A 12408-nucleotide genomic window follows, 5' to 3' on the forward strand; every position below is an offset into this window, starting at 1 on the left:
TGCAGAAATGAACTATAGAGAGAGCCTAGCATATAGTAAAGACTTTATAAATGGGACAAATACTGAAATATTAAAAAAGAAAGCAATTGTACCTTATACAGGAACAGCAACAATAAAATTATTTGATTCACTAACAGGAAAGCAAACATATGAAGCTAAAAGTGAAAACAGAATATCAGCAATTTTTGGCAATATAGCTTATCTTGATGGTTTTTATTATCCAATTCTTGATAATAAATTAAATAATACTTTATACAGCATATATACATCATTACCTTTTAGAATGATAGCACTTACAACAGGAGATATTGCAGAAGATTCATATGATTATTTTTCATGGGGAAGCCTTGTAGGATATGCGGATTGTCTTACTCCTTATAGTGGAAGTGATAATTTACGGGGAACTGTAAATCAAGCGGAAACTATAAGAACAATAGATACTATGCACTATGTTATAGACTTTCCAACAAATGCAGCAAACGGAACATTTAGAAGTATATATTGGTCAGGAGGAGTTCCAGTTAATACACCTACAAATCCAAAATTGAATTACACGTATACTAAACAGACTTTAGAAAAAGGTACTTATGGTACTTCTTTACCTAATTATAATATATGTACAGATGAAACCAATCTGTATGTACTGAAGGTTAGCTCAACAATTATATATGTATATGACAAGATAACTTATGAGAAGAAGAGTAATATAACTCTATCAGATACATCAATAGCTATAGCATATGATGGGGTGAATTTTTGGAGTTTATTAAGTACTGGTGCATTTAAAAAGTTTGATAAAGATTTTAAGGTTTTAAATACTTATTTAAAAAGTAGTGTGATAACCAATGATATACCACGTTCGCTACAGTTTTTTGATATAGCAGTAGATGAAGCAAGTATTTATATATCTTATAGTGGGTATAAGGAATCTTCAGGGAACTTGGCAAAAGGGTGCATAGCTAAATACGATAAAGATGGAACATTTAGAGAAAAATCAGATATATATCAAGAATATATTTATAATTTTCCTATAACAAAGATAACTAATAATAAATTTATAGTAGTTATAAATAATAGTTTAAGTATGCAGTTAAATGATGATTTAAGTGTATATGGTAATTTAAATTCAAACTTAAAAGATTATAAAAGTATAGCATGGGATAATAGCACATCAACAATGTTCACATATACAAGTAATTCCTATGGGGAATTAAAGCAAGAATATATAATACCAGCTTCAGCACATACACTTTTACCAGAAACAGTGACAAAAGTACCTACTAATACTATGAAAATACAATATGATTTTACCTGTGAGTATGTTGAAGCACTAAGGATGCCAAAACATTAAATTGAATAACTATGGAGGGAAAAGAGAATGAAAAATATTATTAATACATTTCAATTAATATTTACTACCATTGGAGGATATTTTGGATGGCTTTTAGGAGGATGTGATGGATTTATGTATGCACTGATTACCTTTGTTATAATTGATTATTTAACAGGTTTAATGGTAGCTGTGCTGGAAAGAAAGCTATCTAGTGAAGTTGGATTTAGAGGTATTTTTAAAAAAGTATTAATTTTTACTTTTGTAGGGATAGGAAATATAATAGATGTTCATTTGCTCAAAAACGGTAGTGCGATTCGTACTGCTGTTATTTTTTTCTACATTTCCAATGAAGGGATAAGCATTATAGAGAATTCAGCTAAGATAGGTTTACCAATACCACAAAAGTTAAAAGATATTTTAGGGCAGTTAAATAGGGAGGCTAAGGATGATGAATAGATTATGTTTTGACTATGGACATGGTGGAGAAGATCCAGGGGCTTGCTACAATGGAAGAAAAGAAAGTAATGATGTATTAAGTATAGGTAGAGCAGTAGCTTCAGAAGTAAGAAGGCATAGCGTTACTGTTGATGAAACAAGAACTTCAGATACTACAGTAAGTCTTACTAATAGAAGTGCTTTTGAAAATAAGAATACTTATGATTATTTTATATCATTTCATAGAAACGCTTATAAACCTGAAAAAGCAGAAGGAGTTGAAGTTTACACATATTTAAATGCAGGAGCAAAAGCTAAAAGATTAGCTCAGGTGGTACAAAAATCACTAGTAGATTTAGGATTTACAGATAGAGGAATAAAGGAAGCTAATTATCATGTATTAAGAGAAACAAAATCATCAGCAGTTTTAATTGAGGTTGGATTTATTGATAATTCAAAAGATAATAGGTTGTTTGATACTAAGAAAAACGAAATAATTAAAGTTATTTCAAAAGCAATCTTAGCACAAGTAGGAGTTGATTATGTTGAAACTTCAGCACCAACTCAAGCAGAAAATGGTCAAACTCGCTATAGAGTAATGGTTGGTTCCTATTTGATAAGAGAAAATGCTGAAAACCAGATACGGAAGTTAAAGGCAGCAGGCTTTGATGCGGAAATTATAATTTTTAATAAATAATTCCAGTGATAAAAATCATATTTAGCATGAGAACCTTCATAAAATATAACATTGAATGTAAGTATTTATAGCACTAATAAAATTAATTTTAGGGAGATATTAAATGTTAAATATAAGAAAATTTATATTAAGAAAAGAAAATAGAAAAACTAATATAGAGATTATAGAATCTGTGAATGATGAAATAGATTTAAACACACTATTTTATGTAGCTAAATATGGTGAAGAAATTAATCTAAAAATAAAGAATAATGATCTTTATGAGCAAGGCGTCTTTACAGCTTTAAATAGAACGCTACTACTGGATGGTATTAAACTAGATATTTCACAATGGGCAGATTGGATAATTACAATAACACTAGTTCATAATGAGAAGGAATTAAAGGTTGCTGAATCGATAATATCAAATGAATATATCAATTGGGATGAAGATGGTGATTTTGTAAAACGTTATTCAAAATTAAAGTGGGTAGAGAAAGGAAATTGGTGCAAAGAAATTTATGATAAAATTAATTCTCTAAAGAATGAGATTGAAAGTAATAGAAAAAAAGCAGAACAAGAAATAAATATGAAAAAGCTTAAAGAAAAAGTTATAGATGAAGAACAAAATAAGAAAAAAAGATCTTACTTTGAAAATATATATAAGTAATAATATTAATATGTTAATGGGGGAGTAAAAATTGATATCTCTATTAAAAGTATACGTATTTATTTGATTAGAGGTGTGAATATGATTTTTACGACCTTTTTGTTTTAATAAGTAGTGTATATAATTATAGATAATATCTTGACTTCCTTCAAGCTAAGAGTGATGTATAGTAGTACATATTTGGTAGAAAGGAGAACCTTATGAGAGTAACTATTATAAAACCAACAGTGAATAATAAAAGGAAGAAAAAAGTATGTGCTTATGCAAGAGTTTCAACAGATAGTTTAAGTCAAGGCGAATCGTTAGAAAACCAAATTCAGTACTATGAAAACATCATATCAAGTAATACAGAGTATGAGTTTATTGGAATTTTTGCAGATAGAGGAATCACAGGAACTACTGAAAACAGACCAGAGTTTCAAAGAATGTTGGGGCTTTGCAGGAATGGTAGTATAGACTTAATAATAACAAAATCAATTTCAAGGTTTGCAAGAAACACAGCAATAATGTTACAAACAGTAAGAGAATTAAAAGATATAGGTGTAGAAGTTAGATTTGAAAAAGAAAATATAGACACTTTATCAGGGGATGGAGAGCTTATGCTTACCATCCTTTCTTCTTTTGCGCAGGAAGAAAGCAAGAATATAAGTGATAATATTAACTGGAGGTTTAAGCAGAAATTTCAGAGAGGTGAACTTGTAATAAATGAAAAAAGATTTCTAGGTTATGATAAAAATCAATATGGAGAGTTAGTTATAAATCAAAGAGAAGCAAAAGTAGTTAGAAGAATATTTGAAGAATATTTGAGCGGAAAAGGAAGTTTTACAATAGCCAAAGAACTTGAAAAGGAAGGAATTCCTACAGCAGTAGGTGGAAAGTGGAGTGATACAACTATTTTAAAAATATTGAAGAATGAAAAATATAGAGGAGATGCTATTCTTCAAAAATATTATACACCAAATCATTTAACTAAAACCAAGGTAAAAAATAATGGGCAGATTGATAGTTATTATATTGAAGATAACCACTCACCAATAATTACAAGAGAAATGTGGGAACAAGTTCAAGAGAACATAAAAAGAAGAGCTGAAGAAAAAGGAAATATTCAAGGAGATACAGATAAATATAAAAGAAGATATCCACTGACAGGAATGCTATATTGCAGTAAGTGTGGATCAAGTTTAATTAGAAGAACTTGGAATAGTAAATTTAACTGTAAAAAGATTGTTTGGCAATGTAGTAATTATATTAGAAATGGGAAAGGTGCTTGTGAAGGAACAAGGATAGATAATGAGACTGTAAGCAAGCTTAATATAAAGGAAGAAATTATTGTAAGGGAGGAAGTCAAGGATGGCAAGAAACATTACAGTTATACCTGCAAGAGCAAACAGGAGCAATTTAGCGGAGCAAGTACAGCAGCAGAAAAAGAAAATGGCGGCATATTGCAGAGTATCAACAGACCAATTAGAACAGTTATCAAGTTATGAAGCACAGGTGAACTATTACACTAATTATATAAACGGGCATCCAGATTATGAATGTGCTGGTATTTACGCAGATGGAGGTATTTCAGGAACAAATACTAAAAAGAGAGAACAGTTCAATAAAATGATAGAAGATTGTAAGGCTGGAAAAATTCATATGATAATAACCAAATCTATAAGTAGATTTGCAAGAAATACTCTTGATACTTTGAATTATGTAAGAACACTTAAAGAACTTGGTATTGGTGTTATTTTTGAAAAAGAAAATATAAACACATTAGATTCAAAAGGAGAAGTTTTACTTACTATTTTAAGTTCATTGGCACAAGATGAGTCAAGGAGCATTAGCGAAAACTCCACTTGGGGAATTAGAAGAAAATTTGAACAAGGAAAAGTAGTGGTAAACCATAAAAAGTTTTTAGGTTATGATAAGGATGAAGAAGGAAACTTAATAATAGATGAAAAACAAGCCAAGATAGTAAGAAGAATTTATAAGGATTACCTCGATGGAAAAGGTTCAAATAGAATTGCAAGGGAACTTGAAGAGGACAGGGTTAAAGGCTGGAATGGTAAAGCTAAATGGTATGAGAGTACCATAAGAGGAATATTAACTAATGAAAAATATAAAGGAGATGCCTTGCTTCAAAAGACTTATACAGTAGATTTTCTTACTAAGAAAAGGGTAGATAATAATGGTGAAGTTCCCCAATACTATGTAGAGGAAAGTCATCCAGCAATTATATATAAAGAAATGTGGGAAGCAGTACAGTTGGAAATGGAAAGAAGGCGGGTATTTGCTGAAACTTATGGTGTATTTAAATTAGACTATGCAACATTAGATAATCCTTTTGCAGGAAGAGTTATATGTGGATGCTGTAGAGGAGTATTTGGAAGAAAAACATGGCATTCCACAAATGAAGATTTCAGAAGAAAAGTTTGGATGTGTAGTAATAGATATAAAGTAAAAGGTGAAAAAGGCTGTCAAAATAAACACATTGATGATAAGGTTTTATACCAGACGTTTATAAATACTTTCAATGCTATTATTGAAAATAAGGATTATTTTATGGAGAAGTGGGAGAAGGGAATTAGTAGTGAGAATATTTTGGTAAGGTATAGGTCAAAGCAGTTTATAAAAATTATTAAAGAAGCAGAACAAATTAAAGAATTTGATGTAAATTTATTTTTAAAGATAATAGAGAAGATGACTGTGTTTGAAGGAGAGAAGATTATTGTAAGCTTGCTTGATGGAACTGAGATAGAGGTTGTAATTGAATAATATATTAAGAGACTGGTTGTGGTAAATTTTATCATGGTCAGTCTTTTTTTCTGTTTTGAATACAAAGGAGAAGATAATGCTATAATTAAAATATTATATGTATTTTGATTGTATAAAAGAAATGGAGAATAAAAATGTTTAAATTGGAAGAGTATATTGCAAAGAGAAAAAAGGAAGATAAAATTGATGAATTTGACTTTAAGAAACATTCAGAGAACATGGCGAGTATTATTAAGTATGTAACTGATTATTTTAATAATTATTTGAACTTAGAGGATTACGATTATGAAATGGCAAAAACTCAGCAAACAGTAAACAAGTTTAAGAATGGTATTCAAAAAAATTATCCGCAAACACATGACTATATAATTTCATATTATTTTGACAAAAAAATGAGATTAGATAAATATGTTACTAAAGCTTATGAAGAAATGAAAGACAGTGAATTATTTTATAAGGAAGAAGATTATAAAAAGGTTGCTGAATATGTTATTGAAAAAAAGTTAAATATTCCAATGAATGAAATGTTATTTTCAAAGTTATCTTTAATGGCTCAAGAATATAAACAAGTTCAAAATGAATGTCCATCAATTTCAGAAATGAAGGAACTTGATAATGCAATAGTGGATTGGGTAAAGAGCGTATATAGAAAATATCATGTGAATTTATTGAATTATGCAAGTGAGGTTGCATACCATTACTACGAAACTTATGTGGTTACGGAATATGATAGAGAAACGGAGACTTTTTATCATATAAATAAGTATGACTATAGATATCAAGAAAACCCATTTGATATTAATGATATTTACCATAGAAATGAGCATAGAGAGTTTATAAAGGATCATAAGGGTGAACTTGAAATGCTGATAATGTATTGCTGGTTAAAAGATGAAATAAAAGATCTGGATTATTGGCCGGAATATGTTCAACTTTCTCTTGACTCAAATAGAGTAAAGTTATCAAAAAGAAAGTGTGTGTTTATACCAGTTCAGATTTCTAATATTAATTATCCAGCTGAAATAGTAGCTGCTGGTAAATATATTGAAACTGTCAATGGATTAATTACGAAAGACCCAGGAGAAAACTATATAGTAAGGATATCTTATGCAAAAAATAATGATGAAATATGGAAAGAGAAAAAGTCCTTAAAATCTTTAATAGAAAATTTACAAAGCAGCTTTAAGCGATATGGAGCACCTAGTCTTGTAGAATTTCAATCTCCATATAAAACAGTAGGGTATAGTAAGGAAGATTTTTTTGATAATTACCAAGCGTTTGAGAAAGGTTTATTTAGATTTACTAAGACTAAAATAGCTATAATAAATGGAAATATAAAAGGAAGTAAAGGAAAAGAATTTTTATTTTCATCTATAGATGACATTCTTAAGTTACACAATAGCTGTAAAGAATTAAATTTAAGATTAAAATTATCAGTGGATTTCAACGATAGTAATAGAAAAAATATTTTGAAGGAAAAAATGGAAGAGACAATTAATGCTTTATCTTCAATAAGAAGTTTTATTGTGGGAATTCATCTTAATAATATTGATTCTTGGAAAAATTATAGAAGAATATTTGATGAAGATAGTAGACATGAATATATGAGTATTTACGATTATCCAACAGTTGGAGTTTTTATGCAAGGGTTAGCGACTATTGTACAGGACAGCAAAGCAAGATATTTAATTCCGGAGAAAATTGATAATGAAGAGAAAATTGAAGGATTAATAGATGGACTATACCGTGCAGGTTTTTGTTTTGAAAAAGGTGGTGGTTTTGATGAAAAGCAGTGAAATAGATATATATGATGAAACAGAATTTAGCTCATGGGTTAAAAAGATTAATACCACTTTAACTGAAACGAATTTTTGTAGTATGATTGAAGCACATAATCGTGAAATGAATAACAGAAAGGATATCACTAAGAAAGAGTATTTGAAAAATCTGCCTTTTGGAGTAAGATGGAGGATGGAAGGGAAAAGTACACCTTACATAGATGGAAGAAAAACAATTGTAATGAGTATAGATACCTCAGAAAAGATAAGAACTAAAGCGTATAAATTTATGAATGCTTTTATAAATTGCATCTCTAAAATTGGTGGCAATGTATATGTTGATAACATGGAAGATGATGATAATACTATGGTTACATTATTAAATAGTAGATATAGATGTAAATTATATGAAAAGCAAGTTAAGTTAAGAAATAGGATAAAAACAGATAATAGAAAAATGAGTCCTTTATACGAGTTAGAGTATAATGGTCATTTGTGTTTTGAAGTTTTTGCTGAACATAAAGATAAAAATAATAAATGGGAATTATTACAGGCTATAGAGATTCATAACTCAGATGTTGTGGAAAGTGAATTATCAGATTTATTTTGGAGATTAAGGGATGATGCAATATCAAAAAAGATCATTATAGATCAAGAAAGAGAAAAGCAAGAAGAAGCCAGGAAAAAACAAATTAAACAATGGGAAGAAGATGAGATTCGTGAAGAACGAATACGTATGGAAAAAGAAGAATTGATAAAGAAACAAAAAATGCAAGAAGAAATAAAGAATCATATGGATAATTGGGAATATATTAATGATATTTCCATGTACATCAATGATTTGCGTACTGTGTCAGGAGTAAGTGACAATGAAAAAAAGCTTATTTTAAATTATTGTGAATATGTTGAAAAACTCTATAGTAAATCAGATTTTTTCAAAGAAATTTTAGAATTTTCACAAAAATTAGAAACGTAAGGTAAGGAATAGAAATGAAAATAATTATTGAAAATACAAGTTTGTTTGATAAAGAGTTAAATAATAAAATTCGTGAAAAATTAAAAGATATTGTCCACGAACTTGATAAAAGCAAAAGATATAGGATGGATTTGTCATTTTGTGAGGATTTGATTTTGTGTGAATTTGAAATAGATTCATATAAAATACCAGAAGAAGCATTGCGCCCATACCAAAGAGGAAAAGTGTTAAAAGGTAAAGAAAAAATGTATGAATTATTAACCTATCGGGTTGATTCTGCTAAAAATATATTTAAGGAATATGGAATAAACCTAGGAAGTTGTAATATTAATGGAACACCATTCATTAAATTAAATACAATAGACTTAAGACTTGAGGAGGAAGAAGATACGGAGTTAGATAAGGGGAGTAAACGAAAAAAAGAAAATAAATTCACATGTAATATGATAATGCCAAGTTTTTCGGCATATATTGAAAATCTAAAGAATGCTTTGGCGTATATTGAACAGGATAGAGAAACTGAATTAGAGAATGCATTTGATGATAAAAAAGAGTATGCTAAATATAAATCTCTTGTTGGCAAAGATGAGTTATATAAGGTATTAACTGATTTTAAAAAAGAATATGGTGATAGGTGGATGTATTCAAGAGAGTATAAATCAGAGTTGAAAGAGAAGTTTATAAAGACAATAGAAATTAAAGCAGGAATTATTTGTGATGGTATATTAAAAGAAAATATTTTAAAACCACTTGAATTAAAAACAGTATTAATATTTGAAATACCTGTTTACAAAATTACTAAAAAAATTAATGGGACAAATAAAAGTATTGGCTATATTAGGTTGTTAACAAATGGCAAAATGATTAGTGCTAAGTTTCAACCACATAGTAAATCATATGCAATTCCTGATGAAATTTTTAAAGATTGCATTGTTAATGTTACATCTGAATCTAATAATAAAAAGTTACTTAATATAATAGAAGAACTTGTGAATAGAGTTGATGAAATTTGTCAGAGATTTAGATATGTACTTGAAAAGGATTTGATTCATAATGTATTAGGATATATGGATATAAAGAATATTTTAAAGAAAGCTAGAGAAGCATAAAGAAGAATTGCTAAGTTGAGATAAGGTAATTTAAAGGATGAGCAAAGAGAAAGCATTGTTATGTAAAAATAATCTAATTCAATATATGAAAGATTTTCTAAATTACATAATTACTCAAGATGAACATTATGAACTATCAGAAAGAGGTTATGCAGAGCATGTAAATTTATTAGAAAAGTATTATCCTAGTTTTAATGAAAAATTCATGGAAGTAGTTCCAGATGCTTGTTTGTATTATATTGATGAGTCGGGATTAGATGATCACAATAAGAGAGCGCTATTTAGAAATGAAATTAGTAGTTTATATAAAGTTTTGAGTGAACTGTAATTAAATTATCCGGATGCGTTAGCAAGGGATAGGATATAAACAGATAGCAAATGAAATCAGATTATCAAGAGATTCAGTAAGAGGATATTACAGAAAGCATGGACTAGATGGATTTAGTGAAGAGATAGCAAGGCAGCATAAGATGTTAATGCAGGAAGGATTCATGTATATACTTTGTCTCCAATGCGGCAAATAAATTAAGCAGAATGCTACAGGAAGAAAAAGAAGATACTGCTCCATGGAATGTAAGAGATTGTGGGACAAAACACATTGCAAAGCATTTGAGTTAAAGTGTTAATACTGCGGAAAAGAATTTAAGTCTTTAGGTATTAAGTGGCTTAAATAATTACTACTTGGAGATGAAGAAGAATAGGCATATAGGGGGGCATAGTTGGAATATTTTGCGATATACTAGACTAAAAAAGATAGCAAGATGGGGATTGCAAATTGAGTATTTGCCTCAATTTTAGTTTTATCCTCCGCTTGTTATAAAAAGACCTAGGGGGTCGCCAAGAAATATTTGCCAAATTGTATTAATGGCTTGTCTACACACATGCGGAGACTGTGGTTAAGTTAGTTAAGAAATAGAGTCATTTATAAGGATTTTTTAAGGCGACAAATTGCCGCCTGCCGCCCATTTGCCGACGGAATTTTTATCTTGTCGACAAGTGGGCATTTCATTTTTTATAAGATGTTAGCAAGGTGGGGAATCATTATCTAATGTGTGGAGATAGTACATGGGAAAGGGATGTAAGAAAACTGAGTGCAAGCAGAAGAGAAGTAAAAGCAAGCCTTGTGTGGACTGTTATATTTAGCTTATTGGAATAGCAAGAAAGTCATTGATATTAGTAGTTTTAATAGTTGGAGTATTATTAGATAGGTTATTAAATGCGGAAACATGGATATTTCGTACTTTAATAGCCTATTTTTATATAACAAATGAAGGAACTAGTTTATTAGAAAATTGTGTGGGATTGGGTTTGCCAATTCCACAAACATTACAGGATACATTAATTCAATTAAAAGAAGGAAATAAGAAAGAGTTATAGTAGGAACCAGAGATGAAAATAGGATTAAGAGGTGGACATTCAAGGAAAGCACAAGGAGCAGTAGGTATGATAAATGCATATGAGCAAATGCAGAAATTTTATACTCATGTAAGTAAATTATTAAAGGATATGATGGGGTGAATATAAGAGCAATTCTTGATAAATACTTTGATGGAGTTAAATGCTATGTTAGAGGGGATGGAAATGGAGTGTGGATTGAAACTGAGTGTATGCCTATTGAAAGATCTGAAGAAATAAAGAATAAGGTAGGAGAATTACTATATGAAATAAAAAAATAAAGCTTAGTAACATTTTCTAGGATAATTAATATTATAAAAGTAAGTGAAAATATATATTGATAAATTTCGATATTAGGAATACAATATACATATCGAAAAAAATAGATATGAGGTGATAGCATGGAAAATAAATATGTACTTAATGCTCGCATATTTAAAGCTTTCTGTGATAAAAAGCGTTTAATGATTCTTGAAATGCTACAAACTGGTGAAAAATGTGCTTGCCACTTATTAGAACAGATGAACATAGGTCAATCAACATTATCACATCATATGAAAATACTATGTGAATCTGGAATTGTAGTTGGTCGTAAAGAAGGAAAATGGACCTATTATTCAATTAGTTCTGAAGGTAGTAAGTATGCAGGTGAATTATTAAAACAACTAACAGAAGTAAACAATCAAATTGACATTGATAACACAAAATGCTGTACATAAAATAATAAGACATACTTAATAAGACCATCTTTATTGATGGTTTAAAAAATATACTACATATCGAAAAATTTAGATATGAATCAAAAATATTTTACTTTGGAGGTATTAATTATGAAAAAAATGATAATTTTTGATCCAGCAATGTGTTGCTCTACAGGAGTTTGTGGTCCATCTGTAAATCCAGAACTTTTGAGAGTTGCAACTATTCTAAATTCACTTAAAAACAAAGGGATTGTAATTGAAAGATACAACCTCACAAGTAATCCTCAAGCATTTATAGACAATAAAAAAATCAATCAATTGCTAGACAGCAAAGGTATACAAGTATTACCTGTAACTATGGTAGATGAAGATGTAGTTAAGATAGGGAGTTATCCTACGAATGAAGAATTTTGCAATTTATTAGAAATACCGGCAGACTTTTTAGCAACTAATATAAAGAAACCTAATATAAATAAAGCTAGCGTAAAAAAATCTAATGGTGGTTGCAAATGCAAAGGTAGATGTTGCTAGAATATAATTTTGGAGGGGATACGAAAAAAACTGAGTATTTT

At 29.3% G+C, this 12408-nt stretch carries 15 protein-coding genes; all 15 read left to right on the forward strand.

Annotated features, from left to right (window positions below; all coding sequences use genetic code 11):
* Window positions 1-7 precede the first annotated feature (7 nt).
* The 15 genes from BN2920_RS04815 (at window position 8) to arsD (ending at window position 12367) form a co-directional block, all read left to right on the forward strand.
* Complete coding sequence (locus BN2920_RS04815; protein WP_058293890.1) at window positions 8-1351, forward strand: hypothetical protein; 1344 nt, start codon at window positions 8-10, stop codon at window positions 1349-1351.
* Window positions 1352-1378: 27 nt separating this feature from the next.
* The gene (locus BN2920_RS04820; RefSeq protein ID WP_058293891.1) at window positions 1379-1789 is read left to right on the forward strand and encodes a phage holin family protein; all 411 of its coding nucleotides are present in this window, start codon (window positions 1379-1381) and stop codon (window positions 1787-1789) included.
* Complete coding sequence (locus BN2920_RS04825; protein WP_058294313.1) at window positions 1782-2465, forward strand: N-acetylmuramoyl-L-alanine amidase; 684 nt, start codon at window positions 1782-1784, stop codon at window positions 2463-2465. Before BN2920_RS04820 ends, BN2920_RS04825 begins: the two co-directional genes overlap by 8 nt.
* 103 nt (window positions 2466-2568) lie before the next feature.
* Window positions 2569-3114, forward strand: coding sequence for a hypothetical protein (locus BN2920_RS04830; protein WP_058293892.1), 546 nt, complete (start codon window positions 2569-2571; stop codon window positions 3112-3114).
* Between the two features lie 200 nt (window positions 3115-3314).
* On the forward strand, window positions 3315-4601 hold the full coding sequence (locus BN2920_RS04835) for a recombinase family protein (RefSeq protein WP_058293893.1): 1287 nt from the start codon (window positions 3315-3317) through the stop codon (window positions 4599-4601).
* Window positions 4546-5877, forward strand: coding sequence for a recombinase family protein (locus BN2920_RS04840; RefSeq protein WP_058293894.1), 1332 nt, complete (start codon window positions 4546-4548; stop codon window positions 5875-5877). The genes BN2920_RS04835 and BN2920_RS04840 overlap by 56 nt, the downstream gene beginning before the upstream one ends.
* Before the next feature lie 134 nt (window positions 5878-6011).
* Window positions 6012-7673 (forward strand): hypothetical protein, encoded by a 1662-nt coding sequence (locus BN2920_RS04845; protein WP_058293895.1) that lies wholly within the window; start codon window positions 6012-6014, stop codon window positions 7671-7673.
* Window positions 7660-8631: a hypothetical protein gene (locus BN2920_RS04850; protein WP_058293896.1), complete on the forward strand. Its 972-nt coding sequence runs from the start codon at window positions 7660-7662 to the stop codon at window positions 8629-8631. Before BN2920_RS04845 ends, BN2920_RS04850 begins: the two co-directional genes overlap by 14 nt.
* Window positions 8632-8645: 14 nt before the next feature.
* Window positions 8646-9740, forward strand: coding sequence for a hypothetical protein (locus tag BN2920_RS04855; protein ID WP_058293897.1), 1095 nt, complete (start codon window positions 8646-8648; stop codon window positions 9738-9740).
* A gap of 37 nt (window positions 9741-9777) precedes the next feature.
* Window positions 9778-10068 carry a hypothetical protein gene (locus BN2920_RS04860; RefSeq protein WP_058293898.1) on the forward strand — a complete coding sequence of 97 codons (291 nt, stop codon included), beginning with the start codon at window positions 9778-9780 and terminating at the stop codon, window positions 10066-10068.
* 839 nt (window positions 10069-10907) lie between these two features.
* Window positions 10908-11117, forward strand: a complete 210-nt coding sequence (locus tag BN2920_RS04865) for a phage holin family protein (protein WP_307991172.1) — start codon at window positions 10908-10910, stop codon at window positions 11115-11117.
* A gap of 12 nt (window positions 11118-11129) precedes the next feature.
* Window positions 11130-11258 carry a hypothetical protein gene (locus BN2920_RS22255; protein ID WP_268259041.1) on the forward strand — a complete coding sequence of 43 codons (129 nt, stop codon included), beginning with the start codon at window positions 11130-11132 and terminating at the stop codon, window positions 11256-11258.
* On the forward strand, window positions 11255-11416 hold the full coding sequence (locus tag BN2920_RS21215; protein ID WP_157065758.1) for a hypothetical protein: 162 nt from the start codon (window positions 11255-11257) through the stop codon (window positions 11414-11416). The genes BN2920_RS22255 and BN2920_RS21215 overlap by 4 nt, the downstream gene beginning before the upstream one ends.
* Window positions 11417-11536: 120 nt before the next feature.
* Window positions 11537-11854, forward strand: a complete 318-nt coding sequence (locus tag BN2920_RS04870; RefSeq protein WP_058293899.1) for an ArsR/SmtB family transcription factor — start codon at window positions 11537-11539, stop codon at window positions 11852-11854.
* A gap of 111 nt (window positions 11855-11965) precedes the next feature.
* Entirely contained in the window at window positions 11966-12367 is a 402-nt protein-coding gene (gene arsD / locus BN2920_RS04875; RefSeq protein ID WP_058293900.1) for an arsenite efflux transporter metallochaperone ArsD, read from the forward strand.
* Window positions 12368-12408 lie beyond the last annotated feature (41 nt).

Origin of the sequence: Clostridium neonatale (assembly GCF_001458595.1) — a bacterium.
GTDB classification, from domain to species: domain Bacteria; phylum Bacillota; class Clostridia; order Clostridiales; family Clostridiaceae; genus Clostridium; species Clostridium neonatale.

What these genes read in the sequence shown, in the direction of transcription:
- BN2920_RS04815 (WP_058293890.1), top strand. Translation starts at nt 8, where the DNA reads ATGAACTATAGAGAGAGCCTAGCATATAGTAAAGACTTTATAAATGGG.
- BN2920_RS04820 (WP_058293891.1), top strand. Translation starts at nt 1,379, where the DNA reads ATGAAAAATATTATTAATACATTTCAATTAATATTTACTACCATTGGA.
- BN2920_RS04825 (WP_058294313.1), top strand. Translation starts at nt 1,782, where the DNA reads ATGAATAGATTATGTTTTGACTATGGACATGGTGGAGAAGATCCAGGG.
- BN2920_RS04830 (WP_058293892.1), top strand. Translation starts at nt 2,569, where the DNA reads ATGTTAAATATAAGAAAATTTATATTAAGAAAAGAAAATAGAAAAACT.
- BN2920_RS04835 (WP_058293893.1), top strand. Translation starts at nt 3,315, where the DNA reads ATGAGAGTAACTATTATAAAACCAACAGTGAATAATAAAAGGAAGAAA.
- BN2920_RS04840 (WP_058293894.1), top strand. Translation starts at nt 4,546, where the DNA reads ATGGCGGCATATTGCAGAGTATCAACAGACCAATTAGAACAGTTATCA.
- BN2920_RS04845 (WP_058293895.1), top strand. Translation starts at nt 6,012, where the DNA reads ATGTTTAAATTGGAAGAGTATATTGCAAAGAGAAAAAAGGAAGATAAA.
- BN2920_RS04850 (WP_058293896.1), top strand. Translation starts at nt 7,660, where the DNA reads ATGAAAAGCAGTGAAATAGATATATATGATGAAACAGAATTTAGCTCA.
- BN2920_RS04855 (WP_058293897.1), top strand. Translation starts at nt 8,646, where the DNA reads ATGAAAATAATTATTGAAAATACAAGTTTGTTTGATAAAGAGTTAAAT.
- BN2920_RS04860 (WP_058293898.1), top strand. Translation starts at nt 9,778, where the DNA reads ATGAGCAAAGAGAAAGCATTGTTATGTAAAAATAATCTAATTCAATAT.
- BN2920_RS22255 (WP_268259041.1), top strand. Translation starts at nt 11,130, where the DNA reads ATGAAAATAGGATTAAGAGGTGGACATTCAAGGAAAGCACAAGGAGCA.
- BN2920_RS04870 (WP_058293899.1), top strand. Translation starts at nt 11,537, where the DNA reads ATGGAAAATAAATATGTACTTAATGCTCGCATATTTAAAGCTTTCTGT.
- arsD (WP_058293900.1), top strand. Translation starts at nt 11,966, where the DNA reads ATGAAAAAAATGATAATTTTTGATCCAGCAATGTGTTGCTCTACAGGA.